Below are 23,938 nucleotides of genomic sequence, written 5' to 3'. Positions count from 1 at the left end.
GCCTGGGGTGCCGCCTGGGCGGGGGTGGGCATCAGGGTGAGGGCGGCGGCTGCGGCGCCGGTGGTGGCGATGCCGGTGAGGGTGAGGGTGCGCAGGCGGGCGAGGCGGGGGGTGCGGGTGGTCGCGGTCATGCGGAAGGGATCCTCCGGTGGGGGGCGTGGTGGGGGTGCCGGCCGCGGGTGGGGGCGGTGGCGTGGGGCGGGGCCCCGTGTTGCGGGCCGGGGGGCCGGGGGGCCGGCGGGGTTCGCCGGGTCCGTCGGGTGGCCGGGGCAACGACGTCCATGGTTAGCGGCGGGCGGGGCGGGGTGCAAAGGTGTGACGTACTACCCGCCTACGGAGGTATGCCTGAAATGCTCCGCTATGCGGCTTTTCTGTGCTGTTCGGGGTGGCCTGGCTGCTACGACGCTCGTTAGGAAGTGATCCGGCTCCTATGGGTGGCATCACACTTCCCGGCCCCGCCGAGGCCCTGTGAGGCGGTGTGAGCGCACGGGGACGCTCTCCTTGGATCCGTCCCCTCGTCGTGTGTCACTGCGCGGCCTTCGAGCCGCCGTCGATGGGGATGGTCTGCCCGGTGATGGACTTGGCGCTGTCGGAGGCGAGGAAGAGCGTCAGGGCGGCGATGTCCTCGGGTTCGGTGAAGTGTTTGAGGGACTGGATGCTCAGGGCGTCGGCGGTGACGTCCGCCAGGCTTCGCCCCTCGGTGTCGGCCCGGCCCCGCAGGACCCGCTGGATGCGTTCGCCGGCGACGGCACCGGGGGCGATGGCGTTGACGCGGATCCCGTCGTCCCCGAGTTCGACGGCGAGGGTCTCGGTGAGGCCGATCAGTCCTCGCTTGGTGGTCGCGTAGGGGCTGCGGTTCGGGTAGCCGTAGCGGCCGCCGACGGAGGTCATGACGAGGACGACGCCGGCGTCGGACTTCTTCAGGTGGGGGATGGAGAGCCTGGTGACGTTGAAGGTGCCGGTGAGGTTGACGGCCAGGACCGCTTCCCACTGGTCGGGGTCCATCTCCTCCACCGGGCTGGTGGGACCGGCGATGCCCGCGTTGTTGACCAGCACGTCGATACCGCCGAGGGTGCGGACCGCGGCCTTGACGAAGGCCTCGACCGAGGGCCGGTCGGACACGTCGCAGACCGTCCCGGTGATCCTCGGATCGGCCCCGGTGACCTGTCCGAGGGCCCGTTCGTCGATGTCGCAGATGTGCACTCGGTCGCCGTTGGCCGCGAAGGCCCTGGCCATCGCGAGTCCGATGCCGGCGGCCCCCGCCGTCACGACGACTCGTCGTCCACTGTTCACGCGGGTTCCTCCTCGCGCGGGGGCGTCAGTTGGGTTCGGCCCGGCGCCAGGTGAGGGCCGAGTGGACGGTCCTGCCGCTCGACCTGATGGGGGATGCGGTGCTCAGCCGCAGCGTGTCGCCCTCGAGTTCCACCACACGCGGTTGCGTCCGGCCGGTCCAGTCGGGGAACAGGGACACGAACATGGAGTGGGTGAGGGTGCGTTTCTCCTCATCGACGTGGAACGGCCCCGAGTAGGCGATGTAGGAGGTCGCCTCCGCGGTGTACTCCTCGGGTGTGCCGTCGAACCAGTCCCCGGAGGCGAAGCCGGGACGGTCGGGGCCGGACAGCTGCGCGGACATGTACCAGTCGGAGGTGTACATGATGATGCCCCGCGGCTCGTGGCCCAGCGGCTCGAACGGCTCGGAACCGTCCACCGGGGTCTCCCGGTACGACACCAGCTTCCACGCGCCGATCAGCCGTTGACGCAGACCCTCGGCCATCACTGCCTCCATCGATCCGTGCGCCGCTCCGTCGCCGTCACGGCGTCCGCGATGCGGCGCTCCTCGGTCTCTTCCGGTGCCGCGAGACCCCAACCGTCGGCGGAACGCACACGGGCGACGACGGGAGCGGCCTCGCCGGGCACAACCGCGGTACGGCCGGCTGGAACCCGTTCTCCCATGACCGTGAAAGCGCCTTCTCTCTTGTCGAGCCGTGCTGTGCCGGATGCGAACATGTCGGCCGGTGCCGCCGGGGACGGCCGGATTCCCCATCCGATGAAGATGATCTCAGGGCCGGCCCGAGGACGCGCTCGGTTCGCTGCGCCGTCCGGTTGCCCGGTACGAGCCGGACGGCTGAGTACCGGAAGCACCGTCGCGGCCTCGGGGTGTTCTCGGCGCCTGACGGTGTCGCCGCGCAGGAGGGCGTCTCCCAGAGGACTGAGGGTGTGCAGGACGGAGCTGCCGGCACGGGTGGTGGCGATCAGGCCGGCGTTGCGCAGGACGGTGGTGTGCCGGCTGGCGGAAGGCAGGGAGATGCCGGCACGCTCGGCGACCGTGGTGGGGCGGCTCCCAGCGCCGGCCGGGGCCGGGCGTGGCCGGCAGGCCGTCGACGCCGCCGCGCAGCAGTGTCCCGGCCCGCGGAGCCCAGTCGGCGACGGCGCCGGCCTGGCCGACCTGCGGCCACAGGTCGGCCAGGCAGGAGCTGAAGTAGCGCCGAAGACCCCTGGCCAGGCCCTGGCGCGCCCCGGATGTGCCCTCGGCCAGTTCCCGCAGCCGGTGACCGGTGTGCGTGGGGACGTGTAACCGGGCGATGTCGGCCGCCAGTTGCTCGGTGGGTGTCTGCGCGGCCAGGGCAACGCCGGTGTCGAAGTCATTCGCCGGCTGCACCAGGAAGTCGGGCAGGAACCCCTCTCGGGGGACCAGGTCGAGGAGGATCCCGGCCCGGGCGGCCACGCCGGTACGGGTCCGCCGGCACCACTGCCCAAGGCCCGGCCGCACACCGTGCCCGCCAGTCGGCCCGACGCGTAGGCGGCGCACGCTGAACGCGATCTCCTCCAGCGGGTCGGCCGCCATGCCTTTCAGGCCTGGCCCTTTTGGCCAGGCTGAAAGGCATGGCGGCCTGGATCCGTTGCACAGCAGACTCTCTAGCGTGACACCGTCGCCGGCGACTCGTCCGGCGACCTGGGCGAGGCCCGACGAGCGGGCGAGACCGGCCTCCCGCCCGCCGGGCCGACAGCACACCACGACCGAACTCGGCGGGCGGTCGCAGCACTAGGTCCGTGACGTGCCGGCGTTCAGCGGGCGGCCGCGGAGCAGGGCGCGGGTCGGCAGGCTCGTCGCCGCCATGGTGAGGAGCACCGCCCCCGCGGCCAGCGGCAGCGCCGTTCCCATCGGGACGTGGGGCGCGGAACCGGTGACGCCGCGGGTGATCGGAACGAGGGTGACACAGGCGATCGCCGTGCCGAGCAGCAGACCGGTGGCGGCCACCAGCAGGGCCTCCCAGCGCATCATGCCCCTCACCTGGCCGCGGGTGGTGCCGGCCAGACGCAGCAGCCCGACCTCCCGCCCGCGGACCAGGACGGTCATGACCAGTGTGTTGGCGACGGCGATGGCGGTGAACCCTCCCAGTACCGCGGCCATGACCCGGTTGGCCCAGGCGTTGATCTCCAGGTCGCGGCCGACCTGCGCGGTGTAGTCGGCGGCGTCCTGGACCGTCAGCCCCGGGCCGAGGCCCGCCAGCCTCGCGGCGACCGCGGCCGGGTGGGCGCCCGGCTTGTCACGGACCAGCACCTGGGTGTCGTAGGCCGCGCCCACGTGCGGGGCGACCACGGCCCGTGGCAGGAGCACCTGCCCGAAGCCCAGGCCGCGTTCGTACGTGGCGACCACGGTCGGGCGTACCCGGGTGCCGTCCCCCAGCCACAGCTCGAAGCGGTCGCCGACTTCCACCCCGGCCTCCTCGGCGAGGATCTCGTCGACCGCGACAGCCTGCGCCGATCCGCGCAGGCCGCTGAGCGAGCCCTCGCGGACACCGAGGTCGAACACCTTCGACAACTGGACCGCGTCGCCCGAGATGCCCAGCGCGGTGGCCGAGTTCAGCAGGTCACCGGCCCGGTGGACGACCCCGGTGCGCAGCACCCCCACGCTCGCTTCGACGCCCGGCTCCCGTGCGGCCCGCTCGGCGACGGCGGCGGGGAGTCCCGGCCCGGTCGATCCGATCACGTGGTCGGCGACGATGCCGGTGCGGACCTGGCGTGCGGACACGTGCGTGACGGTGGTCTGGAGGAACAGCAGCGTCCCGCAGAAGGCGGCGACCATCGCGATCGGGACGGCGGCCGAGGCCGTGCGGCGGGCGTTGGCCCGGGCGTTGTCGGCCGCGAGCGACGCGGAGGCACCGACCCGGGTCCGCAGCGGCAGGCCGAGCACGGTGACGAAGAACCGGGTGAGCGGCGGGCCGAGCAACGCGACCGCCACCAGCAGGCACAGCACCACGCCGAGCGCGGTGTCGGCGGCCTGCGTGCCGTCCAGGCCGGACGCGGCCAGCGCCAGCGCCATCCCGCCGGCCAGCAGGACCAGGCCCGAGACGACCCGGAAGCGCCCCAGACGGCGCGGCTCCACGGCTGCCTCCCCGAAGGCTTCGCACGGGCGCAGCCGCGCTGACCGGCGTGCGGCCAGGTACCCGGCGAGCAGAGCCGCGAGGACGGTCACGGCCACGGCGACGGCCATCGGGAGCACACCGGTGTCCAGCCGGATTTCTTCGGGAACCTCGCCACGGCCGACCAACTCGTCGAACCACCAGCGGGCCAGCACCAGACCCGCCGGCACGCCGAGCAGGCCGGCGACCGGGGCGACCATGGCGGCCTCGGTCGCCACCGTGCGCCGGATCTGTGACGGGGTCGCGCCGAGCGCGCGCAGCAGCGCGAACTCGCGGGCGCGCTGGCCGACGGCCAGGCCGACGGTGCTCACCACCACGAAGACGGCGGTCAGCGCGGCGACTCCGCCGAAGGACGCGCCGAGCGCGGTCAGCGCCTCCCTGCCCCTCGCCAGCCCCGGCTGCTCCGCCAGGCCCCTGGCACCGCCGGTGAGGACCTTCGCCTCGTCTCCGACCGCCGTGCGCACCTGCTGGGCCAGTTCCTCGCCGGTGACGCCGGCCCGGGCGCGGACGGCGATCGCGTCGGCCCTGCCCGGGTGACCTGACAGCCGGCCGGCGTCCCGGTCGGCGAACCACACGGTCGCGGCGCCGGCCCGGACCGACGCCACCCCGGCGATCCGGTAGGTTCCGTTCCCGCCCGGCGTCGTGAGGACGATCCGGTCACCGACCGCCAGTCCCGCGGCGCGGGCGGTCGCCCCGTCCAGTACGACCTGCCCCGCCCCGGGGGCGCGGCCGGCGGTGAGGACCGGGGCGCCGGGGGCGGGGACGGCCGCGGAGGCGTAGCCGCGGCCGGTGAGCGGCGGCAGTGAGGAAGCGGTGCTCCCGGCGGGCTGCACCGGGAAGCCGATGTCGGCCACCGCCGCGGCGACACCGGGCCGGGCGGCGATACGGGCCGCCAGCCGGGAGTCGACCCGGGCCCGCTCCGGCAGCGGTGTCTGCTCCGTCACCCGCTCCTCGCCGACCGTGTGCGTCATCCGGGCGTACGGATCGGCGGCGACCACCACGGGAGTGCCGGCGTACCGGACGGGCGCACCGGCCGCCGTGACACCGGTCTGCAGCAGCACACCGCACGCGGTGATGATCGCCGAGGCGAACAGCAGCGCGACCGCGGAGCCGGCGAACGACGCCGGCCGGAAGCGCACGGCCGCGCGGGCCAGTCCGTTCGTCACGCCGCGGCCCCCGCGGACGGGCCGGTCAGCGCCGCCATCCGGCCGGCGACGCTCCGGGCGTCCGGCCGGCTCAGCTCGTCCACGAGCATGCCGTCGGCAAGGAACAGCACCCGGTCCGCGCAGGAGGCCGCCGCCGGGTCGTGGGTCACCATGACGACGGTCGCGCCCATCACGTCCACCGCCTGCCGCAACAGGCCGAGAACCTCCTGGGCCGTGCGGGTGTCCAGCGCGCCGGTGGGCTCGTCGGCGAAGACGACCTCGGGGCGGGTGATCAGAGCGCGGGCGACGGCCACCCGCTGCTGCTGCCCGCCCGACAACTGCCCGGGACGGCGGTCGGCGTGGTCGGGCAGACCCACCTGCGCCAGCAGCTCCCGGGCCCGTGACCGGTCCTGGCGCTCACCGCTCAGCCTTTGGGGAAGCAGCACGTTCTGCAGCACCGTCAGCGAGGGCAGCAGGTTGAAGGACTGGAAGACGAAACCGACGCGACGGCGCCGCAGCCGGGTCAGCCGGTTCTCGCCGAGTGCGGTGATGTCCTGCCCGCCGAGCAGCACCGTGCCGGACTCCGGCCGGTCCAGTCCCGCCGCACACTGCAGCAGGCTGCTCTTGCCGGAACCCGAGGGCCCCATCACCGCGCTGAAGGTGCCTTTCCCCAGCACGAGGTCGACACCCCGCAACGCCTCCACGGTCCCCTGCCGCCCCTTGTACGTACGCCGTACCGCACGCAGCTCCACTGCCGGTGTGCCGGCGTGCCACCGCCCGGCCGGGGGGCGCCCGTGCTCTGCCGTCATGCTGGTTCTCTCCTCTTCCGCAGGTCAAACAGGGGCTGAGTCACAGTAGGAACAGCACAGGCGCCCGGACCATGGTGATCACCGGTGTCCCCGAGGTGGGGTTACCCCCCTCCCGGCCGGGCCCGTGAGCAGCGGCCGGAGCAGCGGTGACCCCACCGGCCGGCCGGCCTTCACCCCCACGGAGACATGCGCGAACAGGCCCGAGCACGGCCACCGTTCACGGCCTGCCGAGGCGAGGCGCCACGAAGGTGGGGCCAACCCCCGCCACCCGTGGGGTGCTTGCCCGACCACCAGGACGCCTGCCGGCCCCATCGCCCGCCACCCCGCATGGACAAGATCGTTGTCATGCCCCGGCGCACGCCACCACGGGGCACGGCAACAGAACGAAAGGCAGGCCGACATGACCCGGCAACGTTCGACCCGCTGGGCCGCCGGCGCGACGGCAGTCGCCCTCGCGCTGGCGGCCCAGATCTCCCTCGCCCCCTCCGCCCAGGCCCGCACGGCACCGCCGCAGACCGGGAGCGAGGCCACCGCGGAGCAGTGCCCGACGGGGGCCGTGTGCGGAACCCTCACGGTCCCACTGCTGCGCGGCACGACCGACCGCCGCACCACACACGTCGCGTACGCGCTCATCCCCCGGAAGGACACCTCCCGCCCGGCGGCAGGCACCATCGCGGTCAACCCGGGCGGACCGGGCGGCGCCGTGATCCCCCTCGCCCAGGCATACAGCGCCCAACTGGAGGCGCTGCGCCGCGACCACGACGTACTCCTGATGGACCCGCGCGGGACCGGGCGCTCCGACTGGCAGTCGTGCGACGCCCCACCCGACGTCTTCACCTATCCCAAGCCCCGCCTGCAGCAGGCCATGGAACGCTGCGCACAGAAGCTGGGCGACCGGCGCGATGCCTACACCTCGGCGAACATCGCCGACGACCTCGACGCGGTACGCGCCGGGCTCGGCATCAGGCGCCTGGTGCTGTTCGGCCAGTCCTACGGCACCTATCTGATGAGCGTGTACGCCGACCGCCACCCCACGCGCGTCGACAAGATCGTGCTCTCCGGCGCGTACCCCCTCACCACCGACCCCTGGATGCGGCCCAACGCCCGGTCCGTCGCCACCGCGCTCACCGCCTTCTGCCGTGGCTCCCGTACGTGCGCCCCGGACGAGGCGGTGTCGGACACCGCGGCCCTCGCCGCCCGGCTTCGCCACCACCCGATCCGCTACACCCTCACCGCCGCCGGCCACCCCCGGACCCAGGTGATCGACGAGGGTGAACTCGTGAAACTGCACACCCTCTACGCCGGCGGCTCCCCGGAGGTCTGGCCACGCCTGACAACCGCCGTGCGGCAGGCACTGCGCGGACACCCGGACGCGATCGTCCGGCTGGCCAGGGAGTTCTACGCACCCGTCTCCGACCTCCGCACAGCCGGGACCCAGCACTCCGCGGCGATGGCCTTCTCCGTGATCTGCCACGACTACGCCGTCCCGTACCACCGCGGCGCATCCCTGCCCAGGCGGCAGGACCAACTCCTCCAGGGACAGCGCAGGATCGGCGACCGGCCCTTCGCACCCTTCTCGGCGGCGGGCTGGACCGAAGGCTCCATGGACACCGTCGACGCCTGCATACGCTGGCCCGGCCGCACGGACACCACCTACCGGCCCACCGGACACATGCCCGACGTCCCCGTCCTCGTCCTGGCCGGCGACCTGGACACCAACACCGGCGCCGTCCACGGCCGTCAGGCCGCCGCCCAGTTCCGCCGCTCCACCTTCGTACTCGTCCCCGGCGCAGGACACACCCCCGACCAGGGCCCCTGCGCCACAAGCCTGCTCAACGACTTCGTCCGCACAGGACACCTCACACGAACCTGCGCCGCGCCCTGACAGCAAGCAGGGACCGCCGGTCCACGCTGTCGGCGGCCACCGTGTGGATCGCGGCGGCGAGGTCCGGCGTCACCGCGTCCTTCAGCAGGCACCCGTGCGCACCGCCGCGTGGTCCCCGTACGCGGTGAAGACCAGCAACCGCACGGACGGCATCACCCGGCGCAGCCGGTCGACCGCCTCCGGGGCGAGCATGTCCGGCAGCCGCAGGTCGAGCAGGACCACGTCGGGCCGCAGTTCGGGCAGCAGCCGTACCGCCTCCTCGCCGGTCCGGGCACTGCCGGCCACGGTGATCCGGGGATCGTCGCGCACCAGCAGCGGCACCCCGTCGCACTCCACCGGACGGTCGTCCACGACCATCACCCGCACCGGCTCGCGCCGCGCCGTCCGTCCGCTCATGGGCAAGGGGTCCGTATCCGCACCGTGCGCCCGGCGTCGTCATGGGCCGCCACCTGCAGGCTCCCTCCCAGTCGCGCCACGCGTTCCTCCACCGAGGGGAGCCCGATGCCTCCGGCCGTACCGGAGACCTCTCGCGAACCCCCGGACCAGCCGACGCCGTCGTCGGCGACAACCGCCGTCAGGACCCCGTCCGCCTCGGCGGGGCTCACCACGACCGAGGACGCGCGGGCGTGCTTCTCCACGTTCGGCAGTGCCTCCCGTACGGCCGTGAGGACCGCGCCGCAGCGGGCCGAAGGCGCCGTCCGTCGGGGACACGCCGTCCCTCCCGTCCCCGGGCGGCTCGCGGCGGCCGGACGGCCGTCCCGCGTCCGGCGCCGATGTCCTGGTGTGCATGCCCTCCACCGCGGCATCCCGGGCGCGGACCGTGCCATCCCGCCGGCCGTGAGGGCTTCCCGTCCGGCCGAGGGGGTCTCCACCTGGAGGTGGTGAACGGCGCGCGGTGGTCGGATGATGGCTGACGGGCCGCCACCCCCTTCCGCCCCGGCAGCCCGGTGCCGGAGCGGACGTGCCCCCGCGCGGGCGAGCGGGCCGTGCGGCGCGGACGGGACCACGAAGGAGTGAATCCGCAGATGGACGTCTACCGCGAACTCCACCGGCGCAGCATCGCCGACCCCGAGGCCTTCTGGGCGGAGGCCGCCAAAGCCGTGACCTGGGACCGCGACCCGGTGCGCGTCCTGGACTCGGACCGGCCCCCCTTCCACCGCTGGTTCCCCGATGCCCGGATCAACACCTGCCGCAACGCCCTGGACCGCCACGTCGAGGCCGGCCACGGCGCCCGCACCGCGCTGATCCACGACAGCCCGGTCACCGGAACGAAGAGCAGCCTCACCTACACCGAACTGCTGGACCTGACCGCCCGGTTCGCGGGCGTGCTGCGGGGCCTCGGTGTCGGCAGGGGCGACCGGGTGATCATCTCCATGCCGATGGTGCCGCAGGCCGTGGTCGCGATGCTGGCCTGCGCCCGGCTCGGCGCCGTCCATTCCGTCGTCTTCGGCGGCTTCGCCGCGAAGGAACTCGCCGTGCGCATCGACGACGCCCGGCCCAAGGTCGTCGTCTCCGCCTCCTGCGGCATCGAGGCCGGCCGCGTGGTGCCGTACCAGCCGATGCTCGACGAGGCGCTGCGGCTGGCCCGCCACGCGCCCGAGCGCTGCGTGATCCTGCAGCGGCCGCAGGCACCGGCCGACCTCACCGACCGCGATCTCGACTGGGACGGGGCGATGGCCGCCGCCGAACCCGCCGACTGCGTGGCGGTCGCCGCGACCGACCCGCTGTACATCCTCTACACCTCGGGCACCACCGGCCGCCCCAAGGGCGTCGTCCGTGACAACGGCGGCCACGCCGTCGCCCTCGCCTGGAGCATGCGACACGTCTACGGCATCGGCCCCGGCGACGTGTGGTGGGCGGCCTCCGACGTCGGCTGGGTCGTCGGCCACTCCTACATCGTCTACGCCCCGCTGATCACCGGCGCCACGACCGTCGTCTACGAGGGCAAGCCCGTAGGCACCCCGGACGCGGGCGCCTTCTGGCGGGTGATCGCCGAGCACGGAGTGAAGGCCCTGTTCACCGCGCCCACCGCGATCCGCGCGATCAAGAAGCAGGACCCGGACGCGGCCCTGCTCGCCCGGCACGACCTGAGCGGCCTGCGCAGCCTCTTCCTCGCGGGCGAGCGCCTCGACACCGGCACGTACTCCTGGGCGACGCGCGCCCTCGGGGTGCCCGTCGTCGACAACTGGTGGCAGACCGAGACGGGCTGGCCCATCACCGCCGTCCCGCGCGGCGTCGGCGGCGTGGACATCCGGCCCGGCTCGCCCGGCGTGCCGATGCCCGGCTACGACCTGCGCGTCCTCGACCCGAGCGGCCACGAGTGCGCCCCGGGCCAGGACGGCGCCGTGACCCTGCGGCTGCCGCTGCCGCCGGGCACCCTGCCGACGCTCTGGGAGGACGACGAGCGGTACGTGGCCTCGTACCTGTCCGCGTATCCGGGGCACTACCTCACCGGCGACGGCGGGCACGTCGACGAGGACGGCTACGTCTTCGTCACCGGCCGCACCGACGACGTCGTCAACGTCGCCGGCCACCGGCTGTCCACCGGCGTCATGGAGGAGGTCGTCGCAGCCCACCCGGATGTCGCGGAGTGCGCGGTGATCGCCGTGCGGGACGAGCTGAAGGGACAGGTGCCGAGGGCCCTCGTCGTCCTCAAGTCCGGCGCCGACACCACGCCCGACCGGCTGGAGCGGGAGATCGTCGCCGAGGTACGGGGCCAGGTCGGCGCCGTCGCCTCCCTGAAGCAGGTCACCGTGGTGCCCGCGCTGCCGAAGACCCGCTCCGGGAAGATCCTGCGGGCGGCCATGCGCGACATCGCCGACGGCCACGACACCCCGACGCCCGCCACGGTCGAGGACCCGGCCGTACTGCATGCACTGCGCCGCACCCTCCGCCCCGAGGACTGAGCCGGGCCCCTCCCTCCCCGCTGCCCGTGCGGGGAAGGGGCTCCACCCCCGTCGGGCACGAGCACCACGCCCCGGGCAGCAGCCACCGCCCGGCCGCGCCCCCGCAGACCGGCGCGGCCGGCTGCGCTGCCCTATGCCCGGTCGGAGCGGAGGGCGACCGCGCGCTGAAGGGCGTCCCGGCAGGCCAGGACGGCGGGGTGCCGACTGCGGCCGCGGCGTACGACGGTGAAGATGCGGCGGGCGCGTCGGCCGCGGGGGAGTTGCCGCAGGGCGACGGTCGGGGGTCGTCCGGTCCAGAGAAGGTCGGGCAGGAACGCGGCGGCGTGTTTCTGCTCGACGAGGCGGAGGTGGAGCAGGAGGTCGGTGGTCTCGAACCGTACGTCGGGTTCGAAGCCGGCGTCGCGGCACAGGGCCGTGGCCCAGTGCCGCGCGGCCGTGCCTTCGGGTTCCATCACCCAGGGGTGGTCCGCCAGTGAGTGCAGCGCCGCCATCGGACCTTCGGCGTCCGATCCGCCGGCCGGCTTCGGCAGCGCGAGGCGCAGAGGGTCGTCGAGCAGGTCTTCCTGTTCGAGTCCGGCCGGCCCGGGTTGGGGTTGCCGGGGTATTCCTCGGCGAGGACCAGGTCGAAGTCACGGGCGTGCAGGGTGGGAAGGGCCTTTTCCGGTTCCCTGTGCGTGACGTGGACGCGCAGGCGGGGGTGCAGGTCGCGCAGCAGGCCCAGCGCGGCCGGGACCAGGGCCAGGGCGGCCGTCTGGAACGAGGCGATGCGCAGTGTGCCGGTCAGATCGGTCAGGGAGGCGGCGATCTCCGCCTCCACGCGCTCCAGGCGCTCGAGGACCGCCTCGGTGTGGGCGACGAGGATCTCGGCCCGCTCCGTCAGCCGCACCCGCCGCCCGACCGGTTCCAGCAGCCGGACGCCGACTTCGGCTTCCAGCTGGGAGAGCTGCTGGGAGACGGATGAGGGCGCGTAGGACAGGGCGGCGGCGACGGCCGCCAGGGTGCCGCGGTGCTTGAGTTCGCGCAGCAGGCGCAGTCGGTGCAGGTCGAACATCACCGGCGTGCCCTCCTCGCCGTCTGCGGGACGACGGCTCAATGGTCGGTTTCTCCGACGACTACAGGTCGGAAACATCCGCTGGACCGATCGTAGGAGGCGTCGGACCCTGATCGTGTGTCCGACAACGCCTCCTCCCCGCGTCCGCTGCCGTGGATCGCCCGGCCCGGCGCCCGTCCGTGGCGGTGTGCTCCCGCGCCCGCCGAGGTGCGGGGCTTCCACGCCGCGCTGCCCGACTACGCACCCACTCCGCTGACCGCACTGCCGTCGCTGGCAGTGGAGTTGGGGGTCGGGCGGGTTTTCGTCAAGGACGAGTCGTGCCGTCTGGGACTGCCCGCGTTCAAGGCGCTGGGTGCGTCCTGGGCGGTCCACCGCACGCTTGCCGAGCGGGCCGCGAACGGCGGGGAACCGGGCCCGGTCACGCTGGTGACCGCCACCGACGGCAACCACGGCCGGGCGGTGGCCCGCACGGCACGCCGGCTCGGGCAGCACGCCCACGTCTTCGTTCCGCGGGGCGTGCACCCGCGGGCCGTGGCGGCCATCGCCGCCGAACAGGCGAAGGTCACCGAGGTCCCGGGGGCGTACGACGAGGCCGTGCGCCGGGCGGCCGAGGAGGCGGACGCGCCGGACGCGGTCCTGGTCCAGGACACCGCCTGGCCGGGCTACGAGCGGATCCCGGGGTGGATCGTCGAGGGCTACTCCACCCTCTGCGCCGAGATCGACGAGCAACTGGCGGCCGAAGGGGCCGTCGAAGGACCCGACCTCGTCTCCATACCGGTGGGAGTGGGCTCACTGGCCCAGGCCGTCGTCACGCACTACCGCAGCCGTCCCTTCGGACGGGGGGCTCCGGCGCTGTTGTCGGTGGAACCGGAGAGCGCGGCCTGCGTCCTGGAAAGCCTCATCCTGGGCGAACCCGTCAGTGTCACCACGGACGACACCACCATGGCCGGGCTGAACTGCGGCACCCCCTCCAGCATCGCCTGGCCCTTCCTGCACCGTGGGCTGGACGCCGCTGTCGCCGTCCCCGACGCCGACAGCACCCGCGCGGCCGGTGATCTCGCGGCTCTGGACGTCTCCTCGGGCCCGTGCGGGGCCGCGGCGCTCGCCGGGATCCGCACGGTACTCACCGGTGCGGGCGCCGGAGCACGCCGTACGGCACTCGGGCTCGACGCGACCTCGGTGGTCGTGCTGCTCAGCACCGAGGGCACGTCCGCCAACCCGCACTCCACCACCGGTCGCTGAACGCGCGACACCTGAAAGGCCCCTGCGTTGAACCACCGCACCTTCATCACCCCGCAGCAGACCGACGGGACCAGGGGGACGGCGGCGTGCTGACCCACCTCGCTGCCGCTCTCGGTGTCCTCGGCCTGCTGACCGTCGTTCCCGGCCCGGACATGGCCGTGGTCACCCGGCGCGCCCTCCTGGCCGGCCCCGGGGACGCGCTGCGGACCGTGGGCGGGATCGCGACCGGGCTGCTGATCTGGGGTGTGCTGACCGTGGCCGGACTCGCGGCCGTGCTCGCCGCCTCGCCGGCGGCCTACCTGGCCGCCAAGCTCCTCGGCGCCGGCTACCTGGTGTTCCTGGGCGCGCAGGCGCTGTGGCACAACCGCCGGGCCGCCCCCGCCCCGGCCGGTAACGCCGCCCGCGCCACTGCCGGGAGCCCATGGCGGACCGGCCTGGTCAGCAACGTCCTCAACCCGAAGATCGCCGTCTTCTACACCGGTCTGCTCCCCACGCCGGCTCCGCCTCACCTGCCCGCCGCCTGGGCCATGACGCTCCTCGTCCTCCTCCACACCGCCCTCACCCTCGCCTGGCTGAGCAGTTACGTGCTCCTGCTGTCCAAGGCCGGGCCGGTCCTGCGGCAACCGCGGATCCGCCGCGCGCTCGGGCGGACCACGGGCGTCGTGCTGATCGGCTTCGGGCTCGTGGCCGCGACCGCTGTCGGCTGATCCCCGCCCTGCCACCCACCCCGCCGTTTCCGGCACCCGCCGGGAGACAGGTCATGGCCGGCCGCACCCGAAACGATCACTGTCAACGGCGACCGCCTGCGGCAGTCCCGGACGGACCTCACCGAGACCGGCGCGTACGGCGACGAACGTACCGGCCTGCGCGGCGTCAGCCGCCCGGCCCTGACCGACCGGGACGGCCTCACCCCCGGCGGAGAACTCGCCCGCACCGGCTTCGACGGCCCCGTCGGCGTACGCCTCGCCGCCGGGCAGCTCATCGTCCGTCCGGTCGTCCATCCGGACCTGGCCCACCAGCTTCTTCGGCATGTGACCACTGGAAAACACATCCGTCCGGGACTTCCCGTACGAGCTCACGGAGCGGGGAAGGCGAGCCGCAGAACGATCTCGCCGTCGTCGATCTCCCCGGTGGGCTCGAACCCGAACTTCCGGTAGAAGGGCCACGGTTCACAGTCGCCGGGCTCGTAGCTGGTCAGCAGCTCGGTGGCGCCGTCCGCGCGGACCAGGGCGGCGATCTGCGTGAGCGCCTCTCGGCCGATCCCTCGCCCCTGGTACCGCTTGTCGACGAGGAGGCGCCAGAGGAAGTGCCGCCCTTCGAAAGGACCAGCCGGCGGTCTCCACGACAGCATCACGAAGCCGACCGGCTCGTCGCCACGGTACACGGCGCGGTACCAGGGATTGGCCTCCGGTGTCCTTGCCGCCTGCTTGAGCGACTTGGACACGGAGGCGACGAACTGCTTTTGATCGCCTCGGACGCGGAGGGCACGAACGGCATCCCGGTTGTCGTCGGTGATCTCCCGCAGGTGCACGCCTGGGGACCTCATGCCACACCTCTTCCTGCATCCGGCAGCCGCGTCGTCCGGGCCGACGTGAAGAGCCGCCACCGGGCGGCACTCCCTTGTGCGTACGTGTTGCCAAGGACGCCGGGTCGGGCGTTTTCGCAGCCTATTCGACACAGGCGATCCGGAACGGGACTGGCACGCCGGGCTGTGACCGTGTCCGAGGCAGCGCCTGGTCAAGAGCAACTCGGCCCGGCGCGCCTCTGGAGCGGGTACGCCAGGGACACGACGTCGCGGTAGCGGTGGTCAATCGGGCGAAACGGGATCAGGGCCGAGTGGCACCAGTTGACACACGGCCAGGAGCCAGGAAGGCCGGTTGCGTGATCATCCGAGCCGAGGCGGGGCCGCAGCCTCATTCCGAAACGGTCAGGGAGTGGGTGGCCCGAGTCGGCGCGCGTCGGGGAACCGCCGCGCGGCCGGGCCAGGAAGGGCCACTCGCGGCGCCCTGCTCCGCGGGCTCGCTCGCACCGGGCGGAGGTGCCCGGTCTCGATGAAGTCAGTCGCCCGCGGTTGCGCTGACCTGCACGGGCCGGATCGCGTGAGACGGGTGGACCCGATTCGACGGACGCAGGGGCCGCGGGGCGGACACGTCCGAAAGTGAGGGTCGGCCCGGCCTCGTCACATGCCTTTACTGGTCGAGGATCTGCGAGTCGGGTGCGAAACGACTCCTGTCCTCCGGGTCGACGACGTCGTCGAGGCCGGTGAAGTGGAACGACGTCGTCGTGCCGGCCACCACGTCGAGGAGGAACTGGCCGCACGACACCGGACAGGCCTCCCGGAGCGGGCCGCGCCCCTCATTGAGGAGGACGGTCCATTCCTCCGGCTCGGTACCGGGCCGCACCAGCCAGTACAGGAAGTGTCCCGCACCCTCCGCGTACCCCCAGGGCACCAGCCTGGCGTTGCCCTCATGGAGTTCCGACGGCTTGTCCTCGCCCGCTTCCCACAGTTCGGCGAGGACCTCCTCGTGTTCCGCGGTCTGGGCGACCAGGTCGTACATCGCATCCGGGCAGTCCGGTTCCAGCAGCCGGAGAACCCCCGCGAAGAGCCCGCCGCCGTACCACTCGACGAGCCGCTTGTAGTCGGCCGGCAGGACAACGCCCAACGCCTCCTCCACGGCGGCCCACTCCACGGTTCGCCCGCCGCCGGACGGCGGGCAGAGGCGCGCCGGCGGTTCGGTGTGGCGCAGGCTCCGGGCCGTCCGCAGATCGCTCGGCAGGGCGCTGAACCGCGGCGGGGTCCCGGTGGCGCGTCCAGCACCACCGCGCGCATCCGGTCACCGACCGCGGCGCGGGGCGTGTCCGACCAGCTCTGGTGCACGGAGAAAGCGACGGAGGGCGGATGGTGCTTCCACCCCTCCTACAACCTGCGGCTGTGCACGGACTCGCCGCCCACCGGCAGTGACCGCCCCATCCTCACTGCACGTGGTGGTACCAGCGTCGGTGCACCGCGGGTTCGACGCACAGGACGGCGGCGCCCGCGATCGTGCCGACCAGCAGGGCGGATCCACCACCGCCGTTGAGGACCGCGCCGAGGCAGGCGGCGGCAATGGCGAGCGGGCGCAGCAGGGTCAGCGGGCCGAGGCCGATGACCATGGCGAGGGTGCCGGCGCGGAACGGCAGGACGAAGTAGGCGGCGAGCGAAAGCAGTACCGCGGTGGCGTAGGCGGTGAGCGGGAGCAGGTAGCCGAGGCCTCCGGCGGTCAGAGTGCCGTAGGTCCGTGCCTGGTCGCGTGCGGTCAGCAGCAGAAGGGCGGCGGTCAGTGCGGGGGCGAGCAGCAGGACGGCCCCCACGGTCAGCCCGCGCAGGACGGCTCGGGTGGTGGCCCGCTGTTTGCGGATGCGGGCGTCGCTGCCGGCATAGGCACGAAAGCCGCTGCACGCCGCGTCGATCAGACCGAGGAGTATGAGCGGTATGGCGGGCGTCATCGGGTGGCCTCGGCGAGGTGCTCCGGGCCGACGATGCGGCGTGCGTCCCGTCCGAGGGCTCGGCGAAGCGGCGCCTCCAGTTGTGGGCGCACCCCGATGACCGGGCGCAACGTGGTGCAGAACGGGTTCACCGCACCGCGCGGCTCGTACAGCAGTGCGCGGATGCCGGGCACCGCGGCGGCGCGCAACAGTGTCTCGTCGCTGTGCGCGCGCCGTGCGGAGACGACGCCGTCGTGACGGCCGAGCGGGTTGCGCATCCGGGCACGATGGAAGACCCAGGCGCCAACGGGCGCGAGACGGGTCGCGGCGATGTCGAAGTGGCAGAAGGCATGCGCCGGTGAAGCGGCCTGGGCCTGGAAGAACTCGGCCAGGGCGGGACCACGGAAATGGTGCAGCACGCCGGTGGAGACGTAGACGGTCGCGGCCTCCCGCAGACCGAAGGCATTTCCTCGGACGAAACGGCAGTTGAGCCCCTCTGCCTCGGCAAGGCGGTCCGCCTCGCCGACCAGCGCGGCGTCGAGGTCGACCCCGACCAGCTCGACGTCCGCGCCGAGGGCGTTGGTCGTCGCAAGCCAGCGGACCAGGTAGCCCAAGCCGCAACCGACGTCGACCAGGCGGTACGGCCCCGGCTGCCCGGTGGTCTCCCGAATCGCGGTGAAGAGCGGGCCGAGCAGGTGGACCAGCCGTTCGCCGATCCGCAGCTCCTCGCTCAGGCGCTGGAGCTCGGTGTGCACGCTGATGAGCAGGCGGTCCACGGCGTGCGGGTCGAGTACGCCGTCCCGGTCCGTGGGCAGCCCGGCGACGATCCGGGCCGCGCGCTCGTCTCCGCTCTCGCGGAGCTGCTGGATCACCTCGGCGCGCCGGACCGGGAGCCGGTGGCCGCTGTGCGGATCCACCGCCGTGATCAGGTCGGAAATCTCAACTAGCTGGTGCACGAGGCAGAACCCTACGGCCTCACCTGCCGAGCCCGACGGGCCGGCTGCCCCCGCCGCGGAGTGTCCACGACGTCCCGCACTCTTTCGATACCGGTGCTATGGACGGTCTGCGGGGCCGTGAATGTTCACGAGGAATGACGTCACTTCGTGGGCCGTCGAGGTGGGACCGAAGGAATTCGCCGACCTGCTCAAGCGCGGCTCTCATTCGGGCGCGGGCCCCGCGCCCGGTCGTGAGGATTCCCAGGGGACCCCGTGGGTGGGATGCCGTCGGGCCCGTCACTTACGAGTGGCGGTGGTGAGCGGGAATCCTCCGCTGCCGCCGCCCCGCATGTCCTCCATGTCGAGCGGGTCCGCGTCGGCCCGGACGGCATGGATACCGAGCCGTCCCCGGCCCGCGGGGGACGCCCTCGGCGGCGCTGATCCGGTACTCCACGGTGCGGATTCCGTGGGCGGGCAGGTCCCGCGCACCGGAAGCGCCGGTCAACGGCTGGTAGTCGTTGGCCACGACCAGCTCGACGGGGTGCCAGTCACCATCGGGGGCCTCGCGCCGCTCCACCGTCAGCCTGGGCGGCTGCTCGCCCGCGTAGTTCCACTCGACCTGCGCGGAGAGCGCGATGTCGCGAAGTGCCTTGCCGGTGGTGTTGCAGAGCTTGACGAGAACGGTTTGCGGTTCGCCGCCGGGGTGGACGGTGATGCCTTCGCGCGGGCCGGCGACCGTGGTGATCAGGTGGCCGTTGGCCTTGTCGGCAGCGGTGAGCTTCGGGCAGGGCTTGTCCTGGAAGGTCGCGAAGCCGGGGTTCGGCGAGCTCTTCGCGGCCGCCGGAGGGCTGTGCGTCCGCGTCGCCTGCGCCGAGGCACCGGGCGAGGAGTTGTCCTTGTCTCCGTCTGCCAGGGCTGACGGCCCCTGGCAGGCAGTGGTGAAGACAACCACCGCTCCTGCGGCGGCGACGGCGGACCTGGCCCAGCGCCTGCCCGCGTGCACGGATGCCCCTCTTCGTGGATCACTGATTGATGATCATCATGCTCGGAGGCCGCTCATGGTTGCACCGCGAGGAAGGTGCTGTGACCGCCTCAACGGGAGCGGACGGACCCGCCTGACCATCGGGCAGGACACATCGGCGCCGTGCTCCTCGGTCAACCGGTGATCAGCTGGTGGAGGATCCGGTTGACCGTGTGCGGCTGCTTGCGCGGCGCATCCAGGTCGGCCCACAGAATCCCGTCGATCACCACCTTGTACGGATCCAGCGTCGACGGCCGCGGCGGAAGCCTCTTGCGCGGCTCCGGCCAAGCGGAGTCCAGAGCCTTGCGCACCCGTGTACAACCACCTTCACGACTCGTGAACAAAGCCGGATGGGAGGCTGTCATGTTCGCAAGACCTGTGCGGAGGCGGATGCGGTCACCGTTGGTCATCGTGAGTCGTGTGGACCGACGCCGAGACGGGGGCCGCACCTGTCGACGCCCCCGATCAGTCGCGGACGAGGCAGAACGGGTGACCTGCCGGGTCCGCGAAAACACGCCAACCGCGCTTCCCGTCACCGCCGTCGAGCAGCGTGGCACCCAGCCTGAGGACGTCTTCCTGGGCCTGGTCGAGGTCCTCGACCCCCAAGTCGAGGTGGAACTGCTGGGGTCGAACGGGATCCGGCCACTGCGGTGGCCGGTAGTCTTCCACGCGCTGGAAGGCCAGCACGAGCCCCGTGTCGGTGTGAAGCGTCGCCCAACCGTCGTCGAGTGACCACCGCGGATCCGGCTGGTTCACCATCCCGCCGAGAAGCGACTGATAGAACCGGGACAGTTCGAGGACATCAACACAGTCCAGCACCACACACTGCAGCTTGGCTATCACGAGAGGCAGCGTAGACCAGCAACACCCACAAACCCCTCAGAGCTCCGATCACGATCTACGGCTGGAGGTGTGCCGCGAAGAACCCAACAGGGAAGCGGTCGAGGCGGCGAAGGAGTTCTTGAGCAAGCGGTCGGCAGCGGAGGCGGAGGGCTGACTGCCGGCTCGTTCTCTCCACCGGGGTTGGCCCACCCCTTGCCTGAATCCCTCACTCAGCGTGGCCGCACCACAGAAATGATGCTGTTGGTGATCCAGGATCCCGTTTCACCCGTTGCCGAGAGAGACTCCCGACCTTCGTGGATTTTTATCGGCACGCACAAGGACGACCAGCCAGGGTCAGTTGCGCGAGGTGGTTTCCCGGACCCAGGGCAGCGCGAACCGCTCCATCAGCACCAATGCGAAGTAGAGCACTATGCTCATCAGCCCGATCAGGATGATCGCCACCCAGGCGGTGGCGGCGTCGCCGACTCCGCTGGCCTGCACGATCAGATAGCCCAGCCCGCTCTCACCGGCCTGGAACTCGCCGATGACCGCGCCGATCGCGGCGAGCGGCATGGCCACCTTCAGCCCGACGAAGATCTGCGGCAGCGCGGCGGGCAGCCGTACCTTCCGGAACGCCTGCCAGCGCGAGGCGTCCAGCGAGCGCGCCAGCTCGGCCAGGTCCGCCGGGGTCGACGTGAGGCCGGTCGCGGTGGAGAGCACGATCGGGAAGAAGCAGAGCAGGAAGACCATGGTCAGGACCGGCTTCTGCCCCCAGCCGAGCGCCCCCACGAGCAGCGGCCCGAGCGCGATCTTCGGAACTGCGTTGACGGCGACCAGCAGCGGCGTGAACATCCGCTCCAACAACGGCGAGCCGGCCAGTGAAAGCCCGATCAGAACTCCGCAGGCGGTGGAGAGCACGAAGCCCGCAAGCGTCTCCACCGTGGTGTCACCGGTGTGCTCCAGGAACCGGGCCGGGGCTGCTGCGAACGCCGAGAGCACGGCACCGGGCGGAGGCAGCACCGCCGGGTGGACCACCTTCAGCACCGACGTGAGCAGCCACCACACGCCGAGAGCGACCAGCAGCCCGGCCGAGGGCAGCAGCACGGTGCCGGCACCCGTTCCGCGCTGTAGGCCAAATCGCGGTGCCGACGCCGACGACGGCTCCGGGCCCGCCGCTGAGGTCCGCTGCGGCGGCGAGAGTTCGGTCATCCCATCCTCCTCGGGCCACCCGGCACCTCCTTTCACCCGGGCCGCTCAGCGCGGAGTCGGGGCGGCAGTGCCGATGCCCCCGCCGGTCGCCGACGGGGAGCACACCTTCGGGCAACCAGTGTGATCAGGCTTTCGGTACGAGGTCGAAGTCGATGATCTGCTCAGGGGTCATGCCCTGCGGCAGCGCATCCGCGCCCTGCAGGATCGCGATGCTTCTCGCGACCCGCCCGGAGTCCAGCGTCCCGATCGCGGAGCCGGAACCGCCAGGCGCGACGTACGCGGCCATCAGGTCCAACTCGGCCGCCGCGGCAGCCGGGTTCGTGGTGTCCACGTTCCGCTTCAGGATCTCGGCGGCCTCCTTCGAGTTGGCCAGGCTGTACTCCAGGCCCTTGAGCAGCGCGGCGGCGAACCGCTTCACCATCTCCGGCTTCTGCTCGGCGATCTTCGTCGAGGTGATCAGTACGTTTCCGTAGAGATCGGGCATCACGTCGCTGTACGGCAGCAGGACGGCTTTCTTCCCGGTCACCGCCTCGATGGTCGGCTTGCCCACCACGAACTGGCCGATGCCGTCCACCGAGCCGCCGGCGAGCGTGCCCATCAGGGTCTGCGCGTCGCCGTTGACCCAGGTCACCTTGGAGGCGTCCATCCCGGTCAGTCGGGCGTACGTCGGGAAGAGGTTGCGTACGACGGAGCCGGGTGTGTCGGCGAGACGCTTGCCCTCGAGGTCCTTCGGGGCGGCGATGCCCTTGCCCTCGGTGGTGGCGATCGCGGCCATGGTGCGCTGCTGGATGGCGGCCACCGCGACGAAGTCCTTCGCCTGGCCGCCGCCCATCTGCAGGAGACCGCCCGTCAGGTCGATCGGGCCGAACTGCGCCTGGCCGCTCACGACGGTCTGAATCACGCCGCCGGTGCCCTGGCCCGGCTTGATCTCCACGTCGAAACCGGCCTCCTTGAAGAACCCCTTGTCCTTCGCGACCCAGGCGTACGCGTCCCGGCCGAAGTTGCCGAACGAGGTCAGGTAGGTCACCTTCTCCAACGCCGTGCCGTCCGCACCGGCGGCCGTGTCGGAGTCGGATCCGCCGCACCCCGACACCAGCGCCAGCACCGTGGCCAGGGCCGTCGCGGCGACCGTACGGGCGAGTCTGTGCATGTGCACCGTGTTGTCCTTTCCGACCGCCGGCCTGCGCCGGCGGAGGGGTCGTCGAGACAGAACGGCGTAACGGAACCGCCGGGTACATGACACTTCACATGAGTGACAGCGTACGGAACCCCGCTTGTGTGACACCAAGTACGAAGAAATCGCTGACAGGACGACAGGTACCGCTGAGCCGCCTGGTCCGGCTAACCTGACCGGGGTTGGGAACCGGCCGGCATTGTTGATCGTCAGTGGATGGGGGAGACCGCCGGATGATCAGACTCACCGGTGCATCCCGGACCTTCACCAGCCGGTCCGGTTCCACGGTGGCGCTCCAGGGTGTCGACCTCCACATCGCCGAGGGCGAGTTCGTGGCGGTGGTGGGCCGGTCCGGGTGCGGCAAGTCCACACTGCTCCGGCTGATCGCCGGACTGCTGCCGGTCTCCGAGGGTGAGATCACCATCGGCGGCGAACGAGTCACCGGAGCCCGGCGGGACGTCGCCATGCTGTTCCAGCGGCCGGCCCTGCTGCCCTGGCGGTCCGTTCTCGACAACGTCCTGCTGCCCGTGGAGATCTTCGGCTGGAACAAGGCCGAGCACCGAGCCCGGGCGTACCGGCTGCTGGAGACGGCCGGCCTGGGCGGCTTCGAGAAGCACCGGCCGCACGAGCTCTCCGGCGGTATGCAGCAGCGTGTCTCGCTGTGCCGGTCGCTGATCGGCGAGCCCCGTGTGCTGCTCATGGACGAGCCGTTCTCCGCGCTCGACGCGCTCACCCGCGCGGAACTCGCGGCGGAGCTGCAGCGGGTCCACATGGAGAACTCCGCCACCGTCGTCTTCGTCACCCACTCGATGGACGAGGCCGTGCTGCTCGCCGACCGTGTGGTGGTGCTCAGCCCGCGCCCGGGCCGGGTTCGCGAGGTGGTCGAGATCGGCATCCCCCGACCGAGGACGCTGGGCCGTACCGCGCATCTCGACGAAGTGGCCCGGTGCAGCGCCGACCTGCACGAACTGCTGATGCAACGGGACATGTCGGCGCCGGCCGGAGTGGAAGGGCGATGACCGTGCGGATCTGCGTCTTCACCGAGCCGCACCGCGGCGCCGACTACGACGATCAGCTGCGCTTCGTACGGCTCGTCGAGGCCGGCGGGTTCGAGGGTTTCTTCCGGGCCGACCACTACCAGGCGATGGGCGCCGATCCCGGACTGCCCGGCCCCACCGACGCGTGGCTGACGCTGGGTGCGCTCGCCCGGGAGACCTCCCGGATCCGGCTGGGCACCCTGGTCACCTCGGCCACCTTCCGGCTGCCCGGCCCGCTGGCCGTGATGGTGGCACAGGTCGACCGGATGAGCGGCGGGCGGGTGGAGCTGGGCATCGGCGCCGGCTGGTACGAACGGGAGCACGCCTCGTACGGCATTCCGTTCCCGGCCGTCGAGGAGCGATTCGACCGGCTGGAGGAACAACTGGCCGTGATCACCGGTCTGTGGCGTACACCGGTCGGCGAGAGTTTCAGCTACCGCGGCGACCACTACCGGCTGGTCGACGCGCCCGCCCTGCCGAAACCGGTGCAGGTGCCGGGGCCGCCGATCATCGTCGGGGGCCGCGGACCCAAGCGCACCCCGGCGCTGGCCGCCCGGTACGCCGATGAGTTCAACATGCCCTTCAAGTCGGTGGCGGAGACGGCGCAGGCGTACCAGCGGGTGGCCGAGGCATGTGACCGGACCGGTCGGGCCGACGCCGGTCGGCCACCGCTGGTGCTCTCGGCCGGTGTCGTGGTCGCGATCGGCCGTACCGACGCGGAGGCGCAGCGGCGGGCCGCCCCGCTGCACGTCAAGAGCGCGCTGCCGCCGGAGGATCCGGTGGTCGGATCCCCGGCCCAGCTCGTCGAGCGGC

The 23,938-nt window shown here is 72.4% G+C and carries 21 protein-coding genes and 2 pseudogenes; 6 read left to right on the top strand and 17 right to left on the bottom strand.

All coding sequences use genetic code 11. The features are described 5' to 3' along the window. Positions 1 to 525: 525 nt before the first annotated feature. From RH94_RS15685 to RH94_RS15665, 4 genes are all read right to left on the bottom strand, one after another. On the bottom strand, positions 526 to 1,293 hold the full coding sequence (locus RH94_RS15685; RefSeq protein WP_073948205.1) for an SDR family oxidoreductase: 768 nt from the start codon (positions 1,291 to 1,293) through the stop codon (positions 526 to 528). Positions 1,294 to 1,318: 25 nt separating this feature from the next. Continuing rightward, entirely contained in the window at positions 1,319 to 1,774 is a 456-nt protein-coding gene (locus tag RH94_RS15680; RefSeq protein WP_079189043.1) for a lipocalin-like domain-containing protein, read from the bottom strand. A 1,269-nt stretch (positions 1,775 to 3,043) separates the two neighbouring features. Further along, positions 3,044 to 5,590, bottom strand: a complete 2,547-nt coding sequence (locus RH94_RS15670; protein ID WP_073948202.1) for an ABC transporter permease — start codon at positions 5,588 to 5,590, stop codon at positions 3,044 to 3,046. Beyond that, positions 5,587 to 6,378: an ABC transporter ATP-binding protein gene (locus tag RH94_RS15665; protein ID WP_073948201.1), complete on the bottom strand. Its 792-nt coding sequence runs from the start codon at positions 6,376 to 6,378 to the stop codon at positions 5,587 to 5,589. Before RH94_RS15665 ends, RH94_RS15670 begins: the two co-directional genes overlap by 4 nt. A gap of 400 nt (positions 6,379 to 6,778) precedes the next feature. Between RH94_RS15665 and RH94_RS15660 the strand changes: the two genes are divergently transcribed. Continuing rightward, the gene (locus RH94_RS15660; RefSeq protein ID WP_073948200.1) at positions 6,779 to 8,263 is read left to right on the top strand and encodes an alpha/beta fold hydrolase; all 1,485 of its coding nucleotides are present in this window, start codon (positions 6,779 to 6,781) and stop codon (positions 8,261 to 8,263) included. A gap of 81 nt (positions 8,264 to 8,344) precedes the next feature. On the opposite strand, the gene RH94_RS15655 is transcribed toward RH94_RS15660, so the two are convergent. Both RH94_RS15655 and RH94_RS15650 read right to left on the bottom strand, forming a co-directional pair. Further along, positions 8,345 to 8,659: a response regulator gene (locus RH94_RS15655; protein WP_073948199.1), complete on the bottom strand. Its 315-nt coding sequence runs from the start codon at positions 8,657 to 8,659 to the stop codon at positions 8,345 to 8,347. Then, entirely contained in the window at positions 8,656 to 8,901 is a 246-nt protein-coding gene (locus tag RH94_RS15650; protein ID WP_073948198.1) for a sensor histidine kinase, read from the bottom strand. Before RH94_RS15650 ends, RH94_RS15655 begins: the two co-directional genes overlap by 4 nt. A gap of 387 nt (positions 8,902 to 9,288) precedes the next feature. Between RH94_RS15650 and RH94_RS15645 the strand changes: the two genes are divergently transcribed. Continuing rightward, complete coding sequence (locus tag RH94_RS15645) at positions 9,289 to 11,169, top strand: propionyl-CoA synthetase (RefSeq protein WP_073948197.1); 1,881 nt, start codon at positions 9,289 to 9,291, stop codon at positions 11,167 to 11,169. 131 nt (positions 11,170 to 11,300) lie between these two features. Here the strand turns inward: RH94_RS15645 and RH94_RS15640 are convergent. Continuing rightward, positions 11,301 to 12,220 (bottom strand): annotated as a pseudogene (locus tag RH94_RS15640) (LysR family transcriptional regulator). 117 nt (positions 12,221 to 12,337) lie between these two features. Here RH94_RS15640 and RH94_RS15635 point away from each other — a divergent pair. Together RH94_RS15635 and RH94_RS15630 are read left to right on the top strand one after the other, a co-directional pair. After that, entirely contained in the window at positions 12,338 to 13,462 is a 1,125-nt protein-coding gene (locus RH94_RS15635) for a diaminopropionate ammonia-lyase (protein WP_073948196.1), read from the top strand. 86 nt (positions 13,463 to 13,548) lie between these two features. After that, positions 13,549 to 14,169: a LysE family translocator gene (locus tag RH94_RS15630; RefSeq protein ID WP_073948195.1), complete on the top strand. Its 621-nt coding sequence runs from the start codon at positions 13,549 to 13,551 to the stop codon at positions 14,167 to 14,169. A 51-nt stretch (positions 14,170 to 14,220) separates the two neighbouring features. Here RH94_RS15630 and RH94_RS15625 read toward each other — a convergent pair whose 3' ends face one another. The 10 genes from RH94_RS15625 to RH94_RS15585 all read right to left on the bottom strand — a co-directional run bounded on the left by RH94_RS15625 (position 14,221) and on the right by RH94_RS15585 (position 22,064). Continuing rightward, a complete protein-coding gene (locus RH94_RS15625) occupies positions 14,221 to 14,493 on the bottom strand; it encodes a hypothetical protein (protein WP_073948194.1) in 273 nt (90 codons plus the stop codon). Between the two features lie 44 nt (positions 14,494 to 14,537). After that, a complete protein-coding gene (locus RH94_RS15620) occupies positions 14,538 to 15,008 on the bottom strand; it encodes a GNAT family N-acetyltransferase (protein WP_234425799.1) in 471 nt (156 codons plus the stop codon). A 643-nt stretch (positions 15,009 to 15,651) separates the two neighbouring features. Next, positions 15,652 to 16,152, bottom strand: a complete 501-nt coding sequence (locus RH94_RS15615) for an SMI1/KNR4 family protein (RefSeq protein ID WP_324614274.1) — start codon at positions 16,150 to 16,152, stop codon at positions 15,652 to 15,654. 283 nt (positions 16,153 to 16,435) lie between these two features. Next, positions 16,436 to 16,948, bottom strand: a complete 513-nt coding sequence (locus RH94_RS15610; protein WP_073948191.1) for a hypothetical protein — start codon at positions 16,946 to 16,948, stop codon at positions 16,436 to 16,438. After that, positions 16,945 to 17,883: a class I SAM-dependent methyltransferase gene (locus RH94_RS15605; RefSeq protein ID WP_073948190.1), complete on the bottom strand. Its 939-nt coding sequence runs from the start codon at positions 17,881 to 17,883 to the stop codon at positions 16,945 to 16,947. Before RH94_RS15605 ends, RH94_RS15610 begins: the two co-directional genes overlap by 4 nt. Before the next feature lie 280 nt (positions 17,884 to 18,163). Continuing rightward, the gene (locus RH94_RS15600; RefSeq protein WP_073948189.1) at positions 18,164 to 18,814 is read right to left on the bottom strand and encodes a hypothetical protein; all 651 of its coding nucleotides are present in this window, start codon (positions 18,812 to 18,814) and stop codon (positions 18,164 to 18,166) included. Positions 18,815 to 19,017: 203 nt separating this feature from the next. After that, the gene (locus RH94_RS38790; RefSeq protein ID WP_234425797.1) at positions 19,018 to 19,194 is read right to left on the bottom strand and encodes a hypothetical protein; all 177 of its coding nucleotides are present in this window, start codon (positions 19,192 to 19,194) and stop codon (positions 19,018 to 19,020) included. A 154-nt stretch (positions 19,195 to 19,348) separates the two neighbouring features. Then, entirely contained in the window at positions 19,349 to 19,726 is a 378-nt protein-coding gene (locus tag RH94_RS15595; protein WP_073948188.1) for a VOC family protein, read from the bottom strand. Between the two features lie 333 nt (positions 19,727 to 20,059). Continuing rightward, positions 20,060 to 20,914, bottom strand: coding sequence for an ABC transporter permease (locus RH94_RS15590; protein ID WP_073948187.1), 855 nt, complete (start codon positions 20,912 to 20,914; stop codon positions 20,060 to 20,062). A gap of 124 nt (positions 20,915 to 21,038) precedes the next feature. Then, positions 21,039 to 22,064, bottom strand: a complete 1,026-nt coding sequence (locus RH94_RS15585) for an ABC transporter substrate-binding protein (RefSeq protein WP_073948186.1) — start codon at positions 22,062 to 22,064, stop codon at positions 21,039 to 21,041. A 257-nt stretch (positions 22,065 to 22,321) separates the two neighbouring features. Between RH94_RS15585 and RH94_RS15580 the strand changes: the two genes are divergently transcribed. Continuing rightward, complete coding sequence (locus tag RH94_RS15580; protein WP_073948185.1) at positions 22,322 to 23,107, top strand: ABC transporter ATP-binding protein; 786 nt, start codon at positions 22,322 to 22,324, stop codon at positions 23,105 to 23,107. After that, positions 23,104 to 23,938: pseudogene (locus RH94_RS15575) on the top strand (LLM class F420-dependent oxidoreductase); the annotation flags it as partial. The gene RH94_RS15580 and the pseudogene RH94_RS15575, both read left to right, overlap by 4 nt.

The sequence above is a fragment of the Streptomyces kebangsaanensis genome, assembly GCF_001906585.1.
Lineage (GTDB): Bacteria > Actinomycetota > Actinomycetes > Streptomycetales > Streptomycetaceae > Streptomyces > Streptomyces kebangsaanensis.
The sequence above is the reverse complement of the archived record's forward strand: the minus strand, read 5'-3'. Positions and strand labels throughout refer to the sequence as shown.